This is a genomic window from Roseovarius carneus, assembly GCF_020141465.1.
GTDB lineage: Bacteria > Pseudomonadota > Alphaproteobacteria > Rhodobacterales > Rhodobacteraceae > Roseovarius > Roseovarius carneus.
In genome coordinates this window covers 2,825,944-2,844,242 of sequence record NZ_JAHSPD010000001.1, presented here as the reverse complement: position 1 = coordinate 2,844,242, position 18,299 = coordinate 2,825,944, and the positions used below count along the sequence as shown (strand labels likewise).

Annotated in this window: 13 protein-coding genes and 1 CRISPR repeat array; of the genes, 5 read left to right on the top strand and 8 right to left on the bottom strand. The window is 56.1% G+C overall.

All coding sequences use genetic code 11. The annotated features are described in order from the left end of the window. Positions 1 to 6: 6 nt before the first annotated feature. From KUD11_RS14085 to KUD11_RS14065, 5 genes are read right to left on the bottom strand one after another with little or no spacing between them, the layout of a single operon-like run. The gene (locus KUD11_RS14085; RefSeq protein ID WP_109384110.1) at positions 7 to 972 is read right to left on the bottom strand and encodes a cell envelope integrity protein TolA; all 966 of its coding nucleotides are present in this window, start codon (positions 970 to 972) and stop codon (positions 7 to 9) included. Further along, entirely contained in the window at positions 969 to 1,355 is a 387-nt protein-coding gene (locus KUD11_RS14080; RefSeq protein WP_109384111.1) for an ExbD/TolR family protein, read from the bottom strand. Before KUD11_RS14080 ends, KUD11_RS14085 begins: the two co-directional genes overlap by 4 nt. Next, positions 1,352 to 1,702, bottom strand: a complete 351-nt coding sequence (locus KUD11_RS14075; protein ID WP_109384112.1) for a biopolymer transporter ExbD — start codon at positions 1,700 to 1,702, stop codon at positions 1,352 to 1,354. Before KUD11_RS14075 ends, KUD11_RS14080 begins: the two co-directional genes overlap by 4 nt. A gap of 28 nt (positions 1,703 to 1,730) precedes the next feature. Then, positions 1,731 to 2,342, bottom strand: a complete 612-nt coding sequence (locus KUD11_RS14070) for a MotA/TolQ/ExbB proton channel family protein (RefSeq protein WP_109387755.1) — start codon at positions 2,340 to 2,342, stop codon at positions 1,731 to 1,733. A gap of 53 nt (positions 2,343 to 2,395) precedes the next feature. After that, positions 2,396 to 2,881 carry a hypothetical protein gene (locus tag KUD11_RS14065; protein ID WP_224380259.1) on the bottom strand — a complete coding sequence of 162 codons (486 nt, stop codon included), beginning with the start codon at positions 2,879 to 2,881 and terminating at the stop codon, positions 2,396 to 2,398. A gap of 1,184 nt (positions 2,882 to 4,065) precedes the next feature. On the opposite strand from KUD11_RS14065, the gene cas9 reads away from it, so the two are divergent. From cas9 to KUD11_RS15325, 4 genes are all read left to right on the top strand, one after another. Next, a complete protein-coding gene (gene cas9 / locus KUD11_RS14060; protein WP_109384113.1) occupies positions 4,066 to 7,281 on the top strand; it encodes a type II CRISPR RNA-guided endonuclease Cas9 in 3,216 nt (1,071 codons plus the stop codon). A gap of 68 nt (positions 7,282 to 7,349) precedes the next feature. Then, positions 7,350 to 8,261 (top strand): type II CRISPR-associated endonuclease Cas1, encoded by a 912-nt coding sequence (cas1, locus tag KUD11_RS14055; RefSeq protein WP_109384114.1) that lies wholly within the window; start codon positions 7,350 to 7,352, stop codon positions 8,259 to 8,261. Continuing rightward, positions 8,258 to 8,602: a CRISPR-associated endonuclease Cas2 gene (gene cas2, locus KUD11_RS14050; RefSeq protein WP_224380256.1), complete on the top strand. Its 345-nt coding sequence runs from the start codon at positions 8,258 to 8,260 to the stop codon at positions 8,600 to 8,602. Before cas1 ends, cas2 begins: the two co-directional genes overlap by 4 nt. 73 nt (positions 8,603 to 8,675) lie before the next feature. Next, positions 8,676 to 12,667: a CRISPR direct-repeat array (repeat unit 36 nt; unit sequence ATTGTAGCTGTTCAAAATCCGCGGTCCAGCCGCAAC). A 92-nt stretch (positions 12,668 to 12,759) separates the two neighbouring features. After that, a complete protein-coding gene (locus tag KUD11_RS15325; RefSeq protein ID WP_109384115.1) occupies positions 12,760 to 13,140 on the top strand; it encodes an IS630 transposase-related protein in 381 nt (126 codons plus the stop codon). Positions 13,141 to 14,161: 1,021 nt separating this feature from the next. On the opposite strand, the gene KUD11_RS14040 is transcribed toward KUD11_RS15325, so the two are convergent. Then, positions 14,162 to 15,190 (bottom strand): hypothetical protein, encoded by a 1,029-nt coding sequence (locus tag KUD11_RS14040; protein ID WP_146190813.1) that lies wholly within the window; start codon positions 15,188 to 15,190, stop codon positions 14,162 to 14,164. Positions 15,191 to 15,298: 108 nt separating this feature from the next. Between KUD11_RS14040 and KUD11_RS14035 the strand changes: the two genes are divergently transcribed. Continuing rightward, on the top strand, positions 15,299 to 15,565 hold the full coding sequence (locus tag KUD11_RS14035; protein WP_397545222.1) for a helix-turn-helix domain-containing protein: 267 nt from the start codon (positions 15,299 to 15,301) through the stop codon (positions 15,563 to 15,565). On the opposite strand, the gene KUD11_RS14030 is transcribed toward KUD11_RS14035, so the two are convergent. Both KUD11_RS14030 and KUD11_RS14025 read right to left on the bottom strand, forming a co-directional pair. Next, positions 15,562 to 16,962 (bottom strand): tyrosine-type recombinase/integrase, encoded by a 1,401-nt coding sequence (locus KUD11_RS14030; protein ID WP_224380255.1) that lies wholly within the window; start codon positions 16,960 to 16,962, stop codon positions 15,562 to 15,564. The genes KUD11_RS14035 and KUD11_RS14030 overlap by 4 nt on opposite strands. Before the next feature lie 689 nt (positions 16,963 to 17,651). Next, positions 17,652 to 18,218 carry a recombinase family protein gene (locus tag KUD11_RS14025; protein WP_109384120.1) on the bottom strand — a complete coding sequence of 189 codons (567 nt, stop codon included), beginning with the start codon at positions 18,216 to 18,218 and terminating at the stop codon, positions 17,652 to 17,654. Between the last annotated feature and the right edge of the window lie 81 nt (positions 18,219 to 18,299).

Sequence of the window (18,299 nt, the reverse complement as noted above, 5' to 3'; positions counted from 1 at the left end):
TGAACCTTAGCGGCCCTTGATACTGATCGAGAAACTACGCCGTGCGCCTGTGGGTGGGGGCGGGAAGGGGGCCGCCCGCTGGATCATTTGCGCCGCTGCCTGATCTAACCGCGCCGAGCCTGAACTTTGGGCGACCGACAGGCCCGCCAACGCCCCGCTGGAGGCGATGCTGAACGATATCACAGCCGTGCCCGTGGTGTTCGAGCGTGGTCGCGGCACGCGCGATATCTTTTGCATAACAAGACCGGGATAGTTGCTGGCCGCTGCATTGCCCGCAGTATTCGACTGCCCCTGCACGGTGCCTGCGCTTGCCGCCGTCGCAGTGTTGGTTCCGGTGGCAGCTCCGGCGCGTGCGTTCTGGTTGGAGTTGCCTTGTGCTGCGGCGGCCGATTTCGGTTTAGGCTGCGGCTTGGCGGGCTTGGCAGGTTCGGGGGCAGCGGCTTTCTTATGCTCCGCCTCGAAAGCCTCGCTGCGTGGTTGTGGTCGTAGGGAGCGGGTCAGGGCGTTCGCGCTATCTTCTTCTGCTTTGATGATGTTTTCTGGTGTCATGGAGGAGAGCGCTGTGGCCTCTGGTTGAGGGGTGAGTAGTTTGGCTGGGCTCGGCGCAGACAGGGCTGTGATGGTTGGCACCGCGTCCGCCTCAAGTGCGCGCGTCGGCGCGTCAGGCTCTATAACAGGGACCTTCGTTGCGTCGGCCTGCGCTTGTGGCGCGGGCGGGACGCTTTCCAAATCCTCCGGATTTTCGCGCGCATCCTTAGGCGGCATCGGCGTCAGCGTCTCGGTGCTGTTTTCCGCCTTCAGCGTACCTGCGGCCATCTCCGCAAAGCGCGTGCCAAGCCGTGCCTCCGCGGCTCCCGCGCTCCCATCGACCTGCACATCTGTGCGCGCCATCAACGCCCAGCCAAGCGCGCTATGTATGGCGAGTGCGCTGGCTACAGCTCCTATTTTCACAACACGCGCGGCAGGGATCATTGCAGCTCCCGTTCGGTCACGATGATCACGGCACCCGCCCCGGCGCGGCGCAGATCGCGTGCGATACGCACCAGATCCGCGGCAGGCAGATCACGGTCCGGCACCAGCCTGACATCCGGCTCCGGTTCATCCTCACGGCGCGGCAGGAAGGAGGCGGCAGAGGTAATCTCGGTGCCGCGATAGATCAGCGTGCCATCCGGGCGGATCACCAGCGCATCGGGCGGTGCGCGGCCTTCAAGATCGGAAGTGGAAATCAGACGAAGGTCCGTGTCGAGCGGCTGCGATAGCGTGCCGGCCACCATGAAGAAGACCAGCATCAGAAAGACGATGTTGATGAGCGCAATCGTAGGTTCGCGTTTGGTGCGGGGGCGGGACTGTCTCATGACGCCTCCAGCACCGTAGGTGCGATGTTTGGCAAGGCGTGTAATACAACCAGCAGATCGGTGAGGCGTTGCGAAGTCACATTGCCTTTGAGCGATATCAGCAACGCCAGCGGTCCGTCCACTTCGGGCAGTGCACTGAGCGTGGGCAAAAGCATGTCCATCGTCATCGTCTCGCCATTGAGGCGCAGGGCGTCCGGGCCAAGCTGCATAAAGAGCGGTTTCACCTCTGTCGTGATCACGGCGCCACCGTTCGCGGCGCTGAACGTGATCTCGGAGAATTTGGAAAATGTCGAGCTGAGCATGAAGAAGAGCAACAATAGGAAGATCACATCAATGAGCGATGTCATCGAGAGTTTGCGCCGTGCTGTTCGCCGCCTAAGCACCTTGCAGCGCGGCCCCTGCCGCCGCATCCTGCATTTGCACGCCATCTGCACCCCGCCCGCGCGGAGCAAGGATCGTGGTCAGCGCGTGCTCCGCCGTGACCCGTTCGGCGTCCATCCGGCCCTCGAACCAGCTCAGCACCAGCGCCGTAGGCATCGCGACGACGAGGCCAATGGCGGTTGTGAGAAGGGCGACCCAGATGCCCCCTGCAAGAAGGGATGGATCCACCTGTGCGCCCGCGTCCTGCATGGATTGAAACGCCTCGATCATCCCCAATACCGTGCCGAAAAGACCCAAAAGCGGGGCCAGCTGTGCCACGGAATCGAGAAGCCGAAAGCCGCTTTCCAGCCGGGCAAAGCGACTTTCGGCCTCTGCGGCGAGACGGGGCATATCGGGCGTGGGCGCACTGAGCGCCATTTCCACCACCGGTGCCAAATAGCTTTTGGAGCGGGCGAGGGCCACTCGGGCGGCGGTGCGGTCATTGGTGTCCCAAGCGGCCACAGCTTCGCTCAGCGCCGTGTGACGTCCGACGCCCGCGGCGGCGAATTGCCAAAGTTTGTAGAGAATCGTCGCAAGCGTTATCACCGACACCGCAATCAGCAGCATCACGACTGGCCCGCCCAGTTCTGCGATCTGGCGCAGCGGTTCCAAGAGCGCGCTCACCCCTGCACCTCGATTTCGGTGCGCGAGGAGACAGTCAGCCCCGTTTCACAGGCGGCGGGCCCAAGATCCGCGCTCTCGCAGGTATTGGCCCCGTTGATCAGGAGCATATCTAGCCCCTCACAGGCCACGCCGGGCACGGAAAATTGCCGCACGCGCGGGCGTGCAGGGGGCAGCGCGCCAAAGTCAAAGAGCGTCAGGCGATCAACCTGACCAGCGGCGTCGAAAAGCACCGTTTCGTAAACCAGCTTATCAATCGCGCTGCCATGCCCGTTGATGATCATGAAGCTCAATGTGCACCCTGCCTCGGTGGTCTTTATGGCGTTTAGCTCCAACGCGATTACTGCCTCGATATCGCTTTCCTGCGCGGCCAGTGGGGTAGCGATAGAAGCAATCGCAATCGCAGTGAGTGCGTTCTTTGCAGCGATCAGGGCGCTTCGGTATTTGGTATGGAGGCGCGCGGGCGGCTGAAGGGTCTTGGGCATAGATGAAGGGCAGATGAATTGATGTGACATTGAGCGGCACCAGCATGAGAGTCAGGTTGAAGCTTTCCTGGCATGCACGGCATTGTGCGGCTCGGTGTGATGGCGCCGATTCACCATAGTTTGCACTTTAAATCAATACCCGATAAAAACTATCAGGCAATTGAGCCTTGGCCACGTGAGAAGATCGGGAGGCGTTCGGTGTCGAGTGTCAAAGGAGACGTCATGTCGATCAGCGCCTAGTGTCTAGGTCAGGTCTCGTGTAAAATTTTCAATATATGAAGCCGCCCAAGCGCCAGATTGATGACCGTAGCCCCATATTTAATCGTAGAATTGGTGATGTTGGTTTGGACGACGTCTTGAAGGTTTTAAGCCCTATTGGGCACCAAAACCAAAAACCGCATTCAGACTTTGAGGGCGTATTGAGCATGTGCTTTCTGTTGCCAAGGTCAAAGGCTGGTGGTCAGGTGAGAGCCCTGCTCTTTGGAAGGGTTGAGCCGCCCCTTGTTTGCCGGAGGCCCGGAGTTAAGGATATTGGGTTATGGAAAAGAACACATGTTGAAGTTGGTATTCACCAGAAGTCCGCGAGTGTGCTGTGCGAATGGTGTTCATGCTGTGGTCGCCGAGAAATAGCGTCAGATCGGGACGGATTTTGAGAGATAGGTGTTTGCAATCGGTTTAGAACGAAAACCGGATGATGAGCATGTAGGGGATGCCGTGGATGGTCTGGACGAGTTGGAAACAGCTTTGAACCGGAGACTGCTAAGACAGTTTGGCGGTTTGCTGAACTAGCTTTCCCTGAAGAGAGTGCGCAAATAAGCCCTGCGGGGCATGTGCGAAACCTGCAGCGTAAGGGTAAAGCCAGCTCAGGAGGCGACGCAGAAAACTGGACTCTCGGTCGGAGATAGCAAAAAATGCGGCTGTCATTATACTTTGCTGTTTCTGTCCATAATTGCGCACCAGTACACAAATTTAAAGCTCTGTGCCTTGAGGTCATAATGGAAACGCAGGGCCGTGGCCCTGCGCTTCAATGTGGTGCAATCGAATGCTTGTTAACAGCTCGACGCGGATTTTGAACACCCTATTGGTCGCCCCATCTGCGTGCATTGTCAATCGCGCAATGGATTGTAATTAACTAAATGCCAATGTTTATTAACTTCTAAAGGATATTTTAGTGGGGAAATTACATGCGACTTGGCCTTGATATTGGAACGAACTCCATCGGCTGGTGGCTTTACCGGACGGAAAATGACCAGATAACGTGCGTCGTCGATGGCGGAGTGAGGGTTTTCTCGGATGGGCGGGATCCGCAGTCAAAGGAGTCGCTGGCCGTCGATAGGCGCGTGGCCCGTGCGCAGCGCCGTCGCCGTGACAGATACTTGCGCCGCAAGGCTGCTTTGATGAAACGGATGGCTGAGGCAGGCTTGATGCCAGCCGATCCCGTGCAGGCCAAAGCGTTGCAAGCTCTTGATCCCTATGACCTTCGGGCACGGGGGCTCGATGAGGCTTTGCCGCTGGCGCATTTCGGGCGGGCGCTGTTTCACCTCAACCAGCGACGTGGGTTCAAATCCAATCGAAAGGCCGACCGCGGCGATAACGAAAGTGGTAAGATCAAGGATGCGACTGCACGGCTGGATTGGGCGATGCGCGATGCACGCGCACGCACCTATGGCGAGTTTCTGCATATGCGGCAGGACAAGGCCGATGATCCGCGTCGCGTCCCGACGGTGCGCACGCGCTTGTCCGTGGCGCGGCGTGACAATGCCGAAAAAGAGGAGGCAGGGTATGATTTTTACCCCGACCGGCGGCACCTGTCAGAGGAGTTTGACGCGCTATGGGCCGCACAGGCGGAACATCACACCACCCTGACGGACGATCTGCGCGACCAGATCAAGACGATCATCTTTCACCAGCGCCCCCTGAAGGCGCCTGAGGTCGGTCTGTGTCTATTCACGGATGAACGGCGTATTCCGTCTGCGCATCCCTTGAACCAGCGGCGGATCCTGTTGGAGACGGTGAATGGGCTGCGAATTGTTGCGCGAGGGGAGGCGGCACGTGGGTTGACTCGTGAAGAACGTGACCAGATCGTTCATGGGCTAGATAACAAAGGACATACGAAAACCCTGTCGGGAATGTCGATGAAACTCAGGGCAATTGGCAAGGTGATCAAACTTAGGAGTGACCAAAGTTTCACGTTGGAGACTGCCAACCGGGATGCCATTGCCTGCGACCCCGTCCGTGCTAGCCTGTCGCATCCAGAAAGGATGGGCGGGGTCTGGACCACACTGGACGAAGACGCTCAATGGGACGTGGTGCAACGCCTCCGTGCGGTGCAGAGTGATACCGAGCATGAGGCGCTGGTTGATTGGTTGATGGCCACCCACGGGCTTGGCCAGGATTATGCGCAAGCAACGGCGAATGCGCCGCTGCCCGAAGGTTACGGACGGCTTGGGCTGACGGCAACGCGCAAGATTCTGGCGGCATTGGAGGCTGATGTGATGTCCTATAGCGATGCTGTGGCCGCCTGTGGTTGGTCCCATTCTGGCGGACCAACGGGTGAGGTGTTGGAGGCTCTGCCATACTACGGTGAAATTCTGGACCGGCATGTAATCCCGGGAACAGGTGTGAAAACTGACGAGGACGTCAAACGCTTCGGTCGTATTACCAACCCTACGGTCCATATCGGGTTGAACCAGATCAGGCGACTGGTGAACCGGATCATTTGTGTGCACGGCAAGCCGGACCAGATCGTGGTGGAGGTTGCCCGCGACCTAAAGAACTCCGAGGATCAAAAGCGTGAGATTCAGAAGACGATCAGGAAAAATACGGATGACGCGATCAAGCGCGGCAAAAAGCTGGTTGAAGAACTGGGGCAAAAAGACACAGGCGCAAACCGGTTAATCCTGCGGCTGTGGGAAAACCTTGGCAATGACGTTATGACCCGCCAATGCCCCTATTCTGGCAAGCGTATCAGTGCGGCGATGTTGTTTGACGGGTCGTGTGATGTTGATCATATCCTTCCTTTCTCACGTACGTTGGATGATAGCATTTGGAACAAGACCCTATGCTTGAAAGAGGAAAATCGGAAAAAGGCTAACAAGACGCCGTGGGAGGTCTGGGGCGAAACAGACCAGTGGGACGTGATCGTCGCCAACCTCAAGAATCTTGATAGAAAGCAGGCATGGCGCTTTGCCCCCGATGCGGTGGAACGGTTTGAGGGCGAGAACGACTTTTCCGCCCGTGCACTAAAAGATACCCAATACCTGTCTCGTGTGGCACGGGCTTATCTGGATGCGTTGTATGACGGGGCGGACGGCAAATCCCATGTTTGGGTTGTGCCGGGCCGGTTGACGGAAATGCTGCGCCGCCATTGGGGGTTGAACGGGATCGAGGTGCTGACGGACAGCGACGCGCAAACCGTGAAATCCAAGAACCGGCAGGACCACCGGCATCACGCCATCGACGCCGCCGTGGTCGCAGCCACCGACCGCAGCCTGATCCAGCGGATCAGCAAGATAGCCAAGCACGACGAACAGGCGGGCGCCGAACAGGTCGCGCGGTCCGTCCCGCCGCCTTGGGACGGTTTCCGTGATGATGTCGCCGGACAGATCGGGCGGATCATCGTCAGCCACAGGGCAGATCACGGGCGCATTGATCCGACCGCGCGCGCACAAGGCAGTGACACGACAGCGGGGCAGTTGCATATGGATACGGCTTACGGGATCGTTGACGGTGGGCATGTGGTCAGCCGCAAACCGCTGATGTCGCTTGGTGCAGGTGATATCAGGAAAATCCGCGATCCCGATTTGCAGCGTCATCTCACGCGTGTCACGCGCGGTTTGGACAAGAAGGAATTTGAACAGGCTCTGGCCTCTTTTGCGGCGTCGCGCAAACTGCCGGACCAAAGCGAAAACCCTTATTTCGGGCTGCGACGTGTGCGGCTTCTGGATGCCTTGCAAGACAGTGCCCGTGTGCCGGTTAGAAACGCCACAGGCAATATCTACAAGGCCTACAAGGCAGGTAGCAACCATTGCTACGAGGTGTGGCGGATGCCTGATGGCAAGGTCAAGCCTTGGGCAATCTCAACGTTTGAGGCGCACCAATCCGGCGATGGGTCCAAGCCCCATCCGGCTGCAAAACGGCTCTTGCGGGTGTTCAAGCGGGATATGGTGGTAATTGAACGTAAAGGGATAACGGTGATCTGCTACGTCCAGAAAATGGACGTTGCCAACGGCCTGTTTCTGGTGCCGCATACCGAGGGGAATGCCGATGCGCGCAACCGCGACAAGGAGGATGATTTCAAATTCATCCAGATGTCTGCGGCGTCTTTGATTAAGGCCAGAATCCGCCGCGTTCACGTTGATGAAATGGGCCGGATGCGCGACCCGGGCCCGCCCCGTTAGGAGAATTTCGCAAACTTGTCTAAAATCCAAGGTGTTAGCGATTCGCGTGGGGGCGTGAGGGGTGACATATGGACCAGATTATCGACATTGCCACCGACGGGCGGCATCTGTCGCGTGATCGTGGCTTTTTGAAAGTGAGTGAAAATAGCGCTGAGGTTGGGCGCACGCCGCTTGACCAGATTGCTGGTGTGATCGTGCATGCGCATGGCACCACCTGGACCACGTCGCTGCTGACGGAATTGGCCGATCGCGGGGTACCTGTTGTGTTGTGCACGGCTAATCATGCGCCCAAATCAGTTTTGATGCCGCTGGATGGCCACCACGGGCAAGGCGCGCGGATGCGAGCGCAATGGCAGGCAAAAACCCCGTTCATCAAACAGGCGTGGAAACAGGTTGTCACCGCTAAGGTGCTGATGCAGGCAGCGGCGTTGGATTCAATTGGGGAACCTGACGCGCCTTTGAAAATGATGATCCGCAAAATCACATCAGGCGACACGACCAATATCGAAGCGCAGGCTGCGCGCCACTATTGGCCCCGGATGATGGGCCCGGATTTTCGCCGCGATACGGGGGCAGGGGAGGAGAACGCTCTGCTGAACTATGGCTATACCGTGCTGCGCGCTGCCACTGCGCGAGCTGTTGTTGCTGCCGGTTTGCACCCGACGATCGGGTTGTTTCATTCCAACAGATCCAACGCCTTTGCACTTGCCGATGACCTGATGGAACCCTTCCGCCCGCTGGTGGATTGCGCGGTGCGCAACATCGTCGTGACGCGTGGTGCAGAGGTCGACACAGCGGCGAAGCAGGCACTCGCACGCCTGATTGCCACGGACCTGCCTTTGGGGGAGGGTGTCACGCCTGTCTCTGTGGCGGTAATGAAGCTGGCCACGTCACTGGGCCAAAGTTTCGAGGAGGGCAGGCTTGCGCTGGCCCTGCCAAACACGCCCGGCCCACTGACACTTGCGGGGTTGGGGGCATGAACCATGAAATCAAAGTTTTATCGGGGTATCGTCTGATGTGGATTCTTGTGATGTTCGACCTTCCGACCGACACCAAACCTCAGCGCAAGGCCGCCGGAAAATTCCGTAATTTTTTGCTGGATGAGGGCTTCGAGCGCAGCCAGTTTTCCGTCTATGCCCGTTTCGTAAACGGCAAAGAGGCGTTTCAGACCCGTGTGAACCGGATTTCACGCCATTTACCCGATTCGGGGGACGTGCAGATTCTGAATTTTACGGATCGACAATATCGTGATATCGTTCACTTCTCGGATCAGGGTCGACGTAAGGCCCGAAAGAATCCGGAACAACTGGTAATGTTTTGATGCGATTCGCTTGGATTAACCACAATAGACCCCCGCTATTTTCTTTTAACTCCAAGAAGATAGCGGGCGATCTATTGTAGCTGTTCAAAATCCGCGGTCCAGCCGCAACTTCCAGAAATGAGCCATGCGGAGACCATTGATTGTAGCTGTTCAAAATCCGCGGTCCAGCCGCAACTGACCAGCCGCCGGTGCGGGCGTTAGAGGCATTGTAGCTGTTCAAAATCCGCGGTCCAGCCGCAACTTGATGAGCTGACTTGCCTGGATTTTTTGCATTGTAGCTGTTCAAAATCCGCGGTCCAGCCGCAACGCCTCGCCAAGAAACTGGTCAACCGTCACAATTGTAGCTGTTCAAAATCCGCGGTCCAGCCGCAACAACCACATAGAAGGACCGCACAAACGAAAAATTGTAGCTGTTCAAAATCCGCGGTCCAGCCGCAACCGTCTGCATATCGTTGCGCGCCCGATCAAAATTGTAGCTGTTCAAAATCCGCGGTCCAGCCGCAACTATAAGTTCGTGCAGTTTTCCCAAGGCGCCATTGTAGCTGTTCAAAATCCGCGGTCCAGCCGCAACTAGAAACACCCCCGATTCGCTGGTGATTCGATTGTAGCTGTTCAAAATCCGCGGTCCAGCCGCAACTTCCGACCCGACAGCATCACCGTTTTGCGCATTGTAGCTGTTCAAAATCCGCGGTCCAGCCGCAACCTGGCACTGCAACGGGAAAGGGATGCACTTATTGTAGCTGTTCAAAATCCGCGGTCCAGCCGCAACGCGCGCGCACATGTAAAGGCTGCATTTCGGATTGTAGCTGTTCAAAATCCGCGGTCCAGCCGCAACTCATCGACGGATCTGCCGTTCTTCATCCAATTGTAGCTGTTCAAAATCCGCGGTCCAGCCGCAACGGTCTGCAACGTGGCCGGGACAAATGCCTTATTGTAGCTGTTCAAAATCCGCGGTCCAGCCGCAACGCCAGTGCCGAAGATGATGGTTTCACGGCGATTGTAGCTGTTCAAAATCCGCGGTCCAGCCGCAACAGGTTTAGTCGGTTTTGCCATTAGACAACTATTGTAGCTGTTCAAAATCCGCGGTCCAGCCGCAACGGCAAGACCGAAGAATCGGAGATTATGGGATTGTAGCTGTTCAAAATCCGCGGTCCAGCCGCAACCAAGCGCCTTGCTGAATATTACACGCCAGATTGTAGCTGTTCAAAATCCGCGGTCCAGCCGCAACTGATAGGTGCCCTGATCCAGTGCGATCACTATTGTAGCTGTTCAAAATCCGCGGTCCAGCCGCAACAGCGATGCCGCTGCATCACCGGCCTTTACCATTGTAGCTGTTCAAAATCCGCGGTCCAGCCGCAACTGCGCGAGGCACTGGAGGCGCAGGGGCGTGATTGTAGCTGTTCAAAATCCGCGGTCCAGCCGCAACTGCCGTCAGCATAGACGGTCGCCTTCATGTATTGTAGCTGTTCAAAATCCGCGGTCCAGCCGCAACTGCGCCCACTGGCGGATGCTATCAGCCGCCATTGTAGCTGTTCAAAATCCGCGGTCCAGCCGCAACGGGGCGGTTGCTCTTGAGACAACCTCGCGGATTGTAGCTGTTCAAAATCCGCGGTCCAGCCGCAACAGGTGAGCCTCGAGCTCCTGCACCCCGCGCATTGTAGCTGTTCAAAATCCGCGGTCCAGCCGCAACACCGGGTTTCGCGTCTTTCAGTTGCATGGTATTGTAGCTGTTCAAAATCCGCGGTCCAGCCGCAACTGAGGGCAAGTCCCACGAGGAGGGTGGTCGATTGTAGCTGTTCAAAATCCGCGGTCCAGCCGCAACCCCCCGTCCAGCGATCAGTGTGAAGCGCCAATTGTAGCTGTTCAAAATCCGCGGTCCAGCCGCAACAAGGGGCGCAGCTATGTCTACAGGCTCGTGATTGTAGCTGTTCAAAATCCGCGGTCCAGCCGCAACGATCGCCTGCGCCCTGCGCGCCATAATTTAATTGTAGCTGTTCAAAATCCGCGGTCCAGCCGCAACAGCGCGATCTTTCCGCCGCACGGGGCCTTCATTGTAGCTGTTCAAAATCCGCGGTCCAGCCGCAACGCAAGCGGCGCACCGCCGCGATCATTGCCGATTGTAGCTGTTCAAAATCCGCGGTCCAGCCGCAACATTTTGCCAGGGCCGCTGCGGATCGGTTCGAATTGTAGCTGTTCAAAATCCGCGGTCCAGCCGCAACCACACGGAGTAGCATGATGGCTGGACTGCAATTGTAGCTGTTCAAAATCCGCGGTCCAGCCGCAACGCAGGCCGTGAATGTCACTTTGCGGGTGTCATTGTAGCTGTTCAAAATCCGCGGTCCAGCCGCAACTGGCTCCAGCTCCATCAGCCGCGCTTTGCGATTGTAGCTGTTCAAAATCCGCGGTCCAGCCGCAACTGCATTAGGCATCCTCCTCATCATCTGCGAAATTGTAGCTGTTCAAAATCCGCGGTCCAGCCGCAACGTATCGCTCATACGGCCCTCTTGGTAGGCGATTGTAGCTGTTCAAAATCCGCGGTCCAGCCGCAACCGATCTTCACAACGGTTTGAGGCTCGACCATTGTAGCTGTTCAAAATCCGCGGTCCAGCCGCAACGCGCTAAACTGCGCATCCTCCTCGGCGTATATTGTAGCTGTTCAAAATCCGCGGTCCAGCCGCAACGCCGGCCGTGAATGTCACTTTGCGGGTGGCATTGTAGCTGTTCAAAATCCGCGGTCCAGCCGCAACGACACGTGCCCCGAGGAGCTGCTCCCGTGGATTGTAGCTGTTCAAAATCCGCGGTCCAGCCGCAACTGGTGCGGTAGATCATGTGAGCCTCGCCAGATTGTAGCTGTTCAAAATCCGCGGTCCAGCCGCAACTGGCTGGACCGCTGGCGACCGCATGAATAAATTGTAGCTGTTCAAAATCCGCGGTCCAGCCGCAACCTCATGAAACACCTGATCACACCGCCGCCGATTGTAGCTGTTCAAAATCCGCGGTCCAGCCGCAACCATCGGTGCAGCTTCCGCTGGGCATGACCATTGTAGCTGTTCAAAATCCGCGGTCCAGCCGCAACTGAAGTCACCGACGCCGGTTATAAAACGCTATTGTAGCTGTTCAAAATCCGCGGTCCAGCCGCAACGACGAGGGCGGTGGCATTGATTACCACGTCATTGTAGCTGTTCAAAATCCGCGGTCCAGCCGCAACAAAGGCTCTACCGCGACCTCTGGGACCGTCATTGTAGCTGTTCAAAATCCGCGGTCCAGCCGCAACGGGCAGGTGCGCGGGGACCAGCTTTTCAAATTGTAGCTGTTCAAAATCCGCGGTCCAGCCGCAACTGAAGCGATTTCATCCACGACAAAGATCAAATTGTAGCTGTTCAAAATCCGCGGTCCAGCCGCAACTGATCTTCACAACGGTCTGCGGTTCAATCTATTGTAGCTGTTCAAAATCCGCGGTCCAGCCGCAACTGGACCGGCTGGGCCGTGCAGCCCGTCAAGATTGTAGCTGTTCAAAATCCGCGGTCCAGCCGCAACCCGTGACACTCGCGAGCTGCATTTGCATCTATTGTAGCTGTTCAAAATCCGCGGTCCAGCCGCAACACTGATGCGCTGTTTCGCACGGGCGCTGAGATTGTAGCTGTTCAAAATCCGCGGTCCAGCCGCAACAAACCGCATTGTCCCGTGTAGATGAAGAACATTGTAGCTGTTCAAAATCCGCGGTCCAGCCGCAACCATTCAGAATATTGGCCCGCGATGTCGCGTATTGTAGCTGTTCAAAATCCGCGGTCCAGCCGCAACGAGCTCATCACTGGGATCGGCGGGGTGGTCATTGTAGCTGTTCAAAATCCGCGGTCCAGCCGCAACGTATCAACCTCCGCGATGCGCTGAGACACCATTGTAGCTGTTCAAAATCCGCGGTCCAGCCGCAACTGACCAGTGAACGCTTCGCGTCATTCCGGTATTGTAGCTGTTCAAAATCCGCGGTCCAGCCGCAACAATGAGTGTGATTGGCCTTAACGCAAACAAATTGTAGCTGTTCAAAATCCGCGGTCCAGCCGCCCCGTCCGTCTTCTAAAGCGTTTTGCGTTTGATGTGAGGCGAACGGGGATTCACAATGTGGCATTTTCTGCTCCACTTCCTTTGGAAGGTGGATCATGGGCAAGCCTTATTCTTTGGACCTTCGGCAACGGATTTGTGATTATGTGGCGAAAGGGCACTCGGCGCGCACTGCCGGACGGGTGTTTTGTGCCAGTCCTGCTACGGCTGTGCGGTTTGCGGCGGAGTATCGGACGCGGGGCTTGGTCGCTGCAAAACGACAAGGCAGGTCGCTGGGACGTTTTGGCAGGCTTGCCCCGCATCGCGACGTCTTTCTCGTCATCTTGCGTGCTGAACCTGACATTACTTTGAAGGAACTGGCCGCCGCACTGTCTGAAACGAAAGGGGTGCTGGTGCAACTTTCATGGCGGCAAGCAGCGGTTGCCGGGCAAGGGGTACCCTTTCCACCCGCAAGAGCCCGCGCGCCGCCGAGGTCCTGAGAAGACATAGTAGCTGGCTCTGGTTCCTGTCGCCCTAGAGCCCCGACCTCAATCCTACCGAGATGGTCTTCTCAAAGCTTAAAGCCCACTTGCGGTGGATTGGGATCAGAACCTTCTACGCCTTGTTAGAAGCCCTTGGAGGCATATGCGATCTCTGCGATCGCAAGAAGGTTGGAGCTTTATCAAGACTGCCGGATATAACTCAGATTAACGCAAATCGATCTAATATATTGCAATAAAGCTTGATAAAGATAGGTGGCGGCGACGAAGGGAGGCTCCACCACAAATCTAAGTCTTTGACTTAACTGGACATACAAGAGCGAAGGTTGCTTGTGTGTCTCACTTTGTGTTCCGGTTTATAACCCGGATGTTAGGAAGAAGTCAAAGGTATCTGTGTTGGCAACCAGAGTGGATATTTTTCATGGTATCAGGGTAAGTATATGAAGGATATGAGCATTTTTTAAAACATATTAGCATGATATTCGTTTCGGATTGCTTATTGGAAAGCTGAATACATCGAAGATTGAGATGAGGCAGGAAAGCAATCGGTTTTGAGTATATATTTTAAGATATTGATTATAAATGATTTAATAAGAAAGAAGATTGATTATCTGGCCAGACAGATACTCGGCTTTGGCTAAGTTATTGTATTTGATAAATAATCTCAGAATATGCCCCGCCTCTTGTCCTATAGGTAGGGCGATAGATTTATCCAAGAAAAACAAACGGATAATCCGAGGGGCGCAAGATTGCCCGACCTCGTTCTATCCTATAGGTGGCGCGAGTGGTGTACGTAGACGGGCTTTCTCTGTCTATATGTGAGGAAAAGCCCCCACCTCTCGCCCCGCTGCCATGTGGGCGGGCAAGTGAAGCCAATGGAAAACAGACAGATACCGCACGGGAGAAGCTGCTAATGCTCCGCCAAGGCGTAGGGTTAGGCCCAAAGAGAAAAGGGGCCACGGGGGAAGTTGTGGCCTTGCCAATACAGAGATACGCGCTCAGAAAAATGAGCCGCAAAATGCTATTGTGAGCAACGAAGCCTTTCATACTCAGCCCGAACGCGCCATTCGACCGACGCAGCCGACACGTTTTGTGCAGGCAAACTGGCCACGATTTGTTCAGCCTGTCTGCGCAATGCCGCTTGCTCAGCTTGATGGTCCATCATCTGAAACACGAAATCTAGGGTTTGGCCCGATTGTTCTAAGTTGCGGTATACCTCTCTACCCACAACCGTTGGAGCGAGATGCCCGCCTCCGGGATGCGATCCGACATATCCCAAGTCAATGTTGACATAGCCAAAACACGCTTTGATGTGCCAGCCGTATGAATGGTCGTCACTGGGGCATTCTCGCACAAGTGGCCCTTCGCTTCGGTGCAGAGCAAGCGGCTCGCTAGGGTCAACTTCGGTCCATTGGTACCATTCTGATCCGGTCTGGACTAAATGCGGCACCCGGAACGGGTGAGCAAGGTAGGCTTCTCGTTCTGAGACTGTCAAAGTACCATCGGCTTCTCTTGCCGCCAATGCCGCAAACTCCGCATTCGTGGCCTCAATCCGCGATGCGATGTCTGGTGCAAACTGCTGAAGGCTCTCAAAGGCTTCGGCGTCCGTCATGCAGGCGGTATGTGATGCCCGCCATTCGGGGAATAAATCGTAGAAGCGTTGTTCGGTATCTTGAGCGGCTAGCCTCCGCAACTGGCGACTTCTCGCACGTTGTGCGGCAGCTAAGTTGTCGTGGCGCATGACATTGCGGTGAAGGTGCAATGGAATACCATTTGTCAATGCATCCCTATGTTCTGCTCGATCATAGTCAGCATTACCGGCGCGAAGTCCGACGATTACAGCCAAGCTGGCTGGAATATGCGCAGCATAACGGGCAAACTCGCTTTCATTTGCCCAGCCCCATTCATCGAGAAGCGCGGGCACTTCGTCTTTCATGACGGGCTGAATGCCCCCATCGTTATTCAGTCTGTTAGTGGCAACGCCAACCAGCACGAACGCGGTGGCGGCAACGGCGACTTTGTAAACCGTTTTCATATCAAATCCCGACATTTGAAGGTGCAGAGTTATACGCCGCGCTTCTGAACACGGTTATCCCAAAATGGTATTATCCTGACTTGGGATTACCCGACTGCCTGCATTCGATCAACAGGCAGTCACTTGACAAAACACTTCGCACACCTGAACACAGTTTATCTGTGCCAGCGGCTCAGGCAGGTGCGCCTTGATGCAGGTCTGACCCAAGCTGACTTGGCAGAGCGTTTGGACAAGCCACAGTCTTTTGTTGCCAAGGTCGAGACACAGGAACGCAGGTTGGACGTGATCGAGTTCGCCAAGTGGATGATGGCTTGCGATGGTATTGACGAGGCACACCAGACCATCACAGTACTTGCAAGCGGCTCGCACGCCGAAGAACAACGCCCCTAAACCTCAAACTTCTCAAGGGCTTCCTGCTTTTGTGCCAGCGTATGCCCTTCCTTGAAATAGACCTGCTGCGCCACGCCTTCGCGTTCATGGCCCACAATGTCCTGATAAAGCGGCTCGGGCACACCAGCCTGCGCCAGTCGCGTTATCATCGTGTGACGGAAGCTATGCAGTACCAAGCCCGGTTCTTTCATCTCAAGCCGCTTTAGGAAGGTGCCGAACCATCGGCCCGGATTGCGGCCATAGCCTTCTTTGACGTTGTATGAGAAGGACATAAACAGGCGCTCTTGTCGCGGTAAGGCTTGTACCCAGTCAAGGAAGCCAAGCCGGATCAACTCAGAATGGATGGGAACCCGGCGCTTTGCAGCGGTTGTCTTGAGGCTCTTGTTCTTTCCATCTGCATTGATGTCCAGATACCAAATGTCGCCTTCCTGCTGAACGTCTGTGAGGAATAGCTGCGCGATTTCTCCTCGTCTTGCGCCTGTATAAAGCGCCAGAAGCGTTGCCCACTTGTACTCGTCTGACTTCACAAACCCGGACCTGTTCTCAGTCAGTTCTTGAAACAATCGCTTGGTTTGGGCTGGCGAGAATGCCTTGCGTCCGTCATCCGGCTTTTTCCGCGCCGTGATTTTCATTTCTTCAAACAGCTTCTCAGTTGCCTGTCCATGCGTAACCGCCCATTTCCAGAAGCGATAGAACATGGCCATATGGTTATTCACCGTCTCAACAGATACCTTTTTCATTCCCGGCACTTCTATCGCCTCAAGCAGCGTTAAGTCTTTCGTTTCAGTCTTAGTTTTCCGATTGAGCGGCAGGGACTGCACCACCTTTTTGACTTCGGCAGCGTCATGGCGCGTTATATCCGCCATCCTGCGATCCGGCCCGAAATACTCCAACAGCACAGACAAGAAGGCTCTTGCTTTCGCGGCCACCTGGTCGGACCATTGCGGCTCAGCCATGAAATCTTCGATTGCCTCTCCCAGAGACGCAGAGCGGGCCTGTGACGGCGCTGGCGCTGTCTCGGAATGCTTGGTGAAGGAATAGCCCTCAAGGCTCTCAGCGGCGCTCAGAATGGCTTTGATCTGATCCCGGCGGGCCTTGCGCATCTCTTGGCGAAGGGACGACGCATTTTCGGCCCACTGAGCGTCTGTCACGCCCGCTGAGGCCCGGAAGCTGTCCAAGGTGCCCGCGTCAAGGTAGAGGTCTGACAGGTCGTCAAAGCCGCCTATAGCGTCCTCGTGGACGTCCAACTCTTGGCGTAGGGCCTCAAGGGACCGATCTGGCAGGCCGGTGTCGTTCAACCGTTCCAAATACCGATCCAGCGAAGCTGCAAAGTAACTCCGCACGATGTCCCGCATCTCGTCTTGTCTGAGCCTAGCCAAAGTCTTGTTCTCGCGCACCAATCTGCCACAGGATGCAAGATGTCGGGCAAGATCGCCAGCCCGATCCGGGCACTTTGTGCGTAAGGATATCCTGACTGTGCGGCGCTTGTGATCCTCAGCCCGAGGAAGGGGCCAGCGGAAGTAGTAAACCCCGTGACGTGATGGTGACAGATAGGCGGAGAGTTTCATTGGCTGTGCGTTCCACTTTGTGTCGCACTTGCCTGTCCAAGACCTAAGTCATTGTTTTAGCGTGTTATGGCGGAGACGAAGGGATACGATCTCAATTAAAAGAAATCCTTATATATCTTGGTGTTAGCGTTGAAATGTGGTCCAGACTAGCATGTATGCCTTCCCGGACCACAGAAACTCCTTCTTCCGGGTTAGCTTCCCCGTGCGTCCTTTAGCTTCTGCCCCCAAGTGATCAAAAGAATGCCGGGAGCAAGGGTAATAGCTGTCACAATGAAGTTGGCGATATTGAAGGGGCTGAGGGTTTGCAACGCTGCCCAAACACCGTCAGCCATCGCAATGCCAAAGAGGCCTAGCAACACCAAACTGACGCCCCCCGCCAATAGTACCCACCCAAGAATTATCATTGCTCTAGCCATTGAACTTCCGTTCCTTTCATTTGCGACACGAAACATAAATGCGAAGGAAACGCATGACGCCTATCAATGCAAGCCCCTCGGTTCGTCGCGCATTTGGAACCCTCATCGCGCCGCGTCGCCTCCGTTCTTGATCCGATACACCGACGCCCTAGCAATGCACGTAAGCTTTGCCACCTCAGTCGCTCCGTGGCCCTCACCAAGCAGCCTTAAGACCTCCTCAGACTTCGCCTGCGCCGTGGGCTTGCGACCCTTGTACTTCCCCTCCGCCTTCGCCTTGGCGATGCCTTCTCGCTGGCGCTCCAGCATTATCTCACGTTCAAACGCCGCGACACTGCCAAGCACAGACACCATCAGCTTCCCGGTAGGCGTCCCGGTGTCGATGTCCATGGCCAGAATGCGCAGGGTCGCGCCCTTTGCCTTTAGCCCGTCGATCACCTCCAGCAGATGCGGGACCGACCGCGCCAGCCTGTCCAGCTTTGTGACAATCAGTGTGTCCCCGTCGCGGACGTAATCAATCGCCGCCTCCAATTCGCGCCTCGCTTCGCGGTCAACGGAGGATACTTGCTCTCGAAAGACCTTGTCGCACCCCGCCGCTTCGAGGTCTCGCAACTGAGCGGACAGACCCGCCTCTTGTTCTGTGGTGCTGGTTCGTGCGTATCCGACGATCATCTGTGCTTCTCCTGTGTCTCAATGAAGTCTTAAACGTTAGAGACGATCCGTCTCACAGTGTCAACATCCATTTCAGTGAGA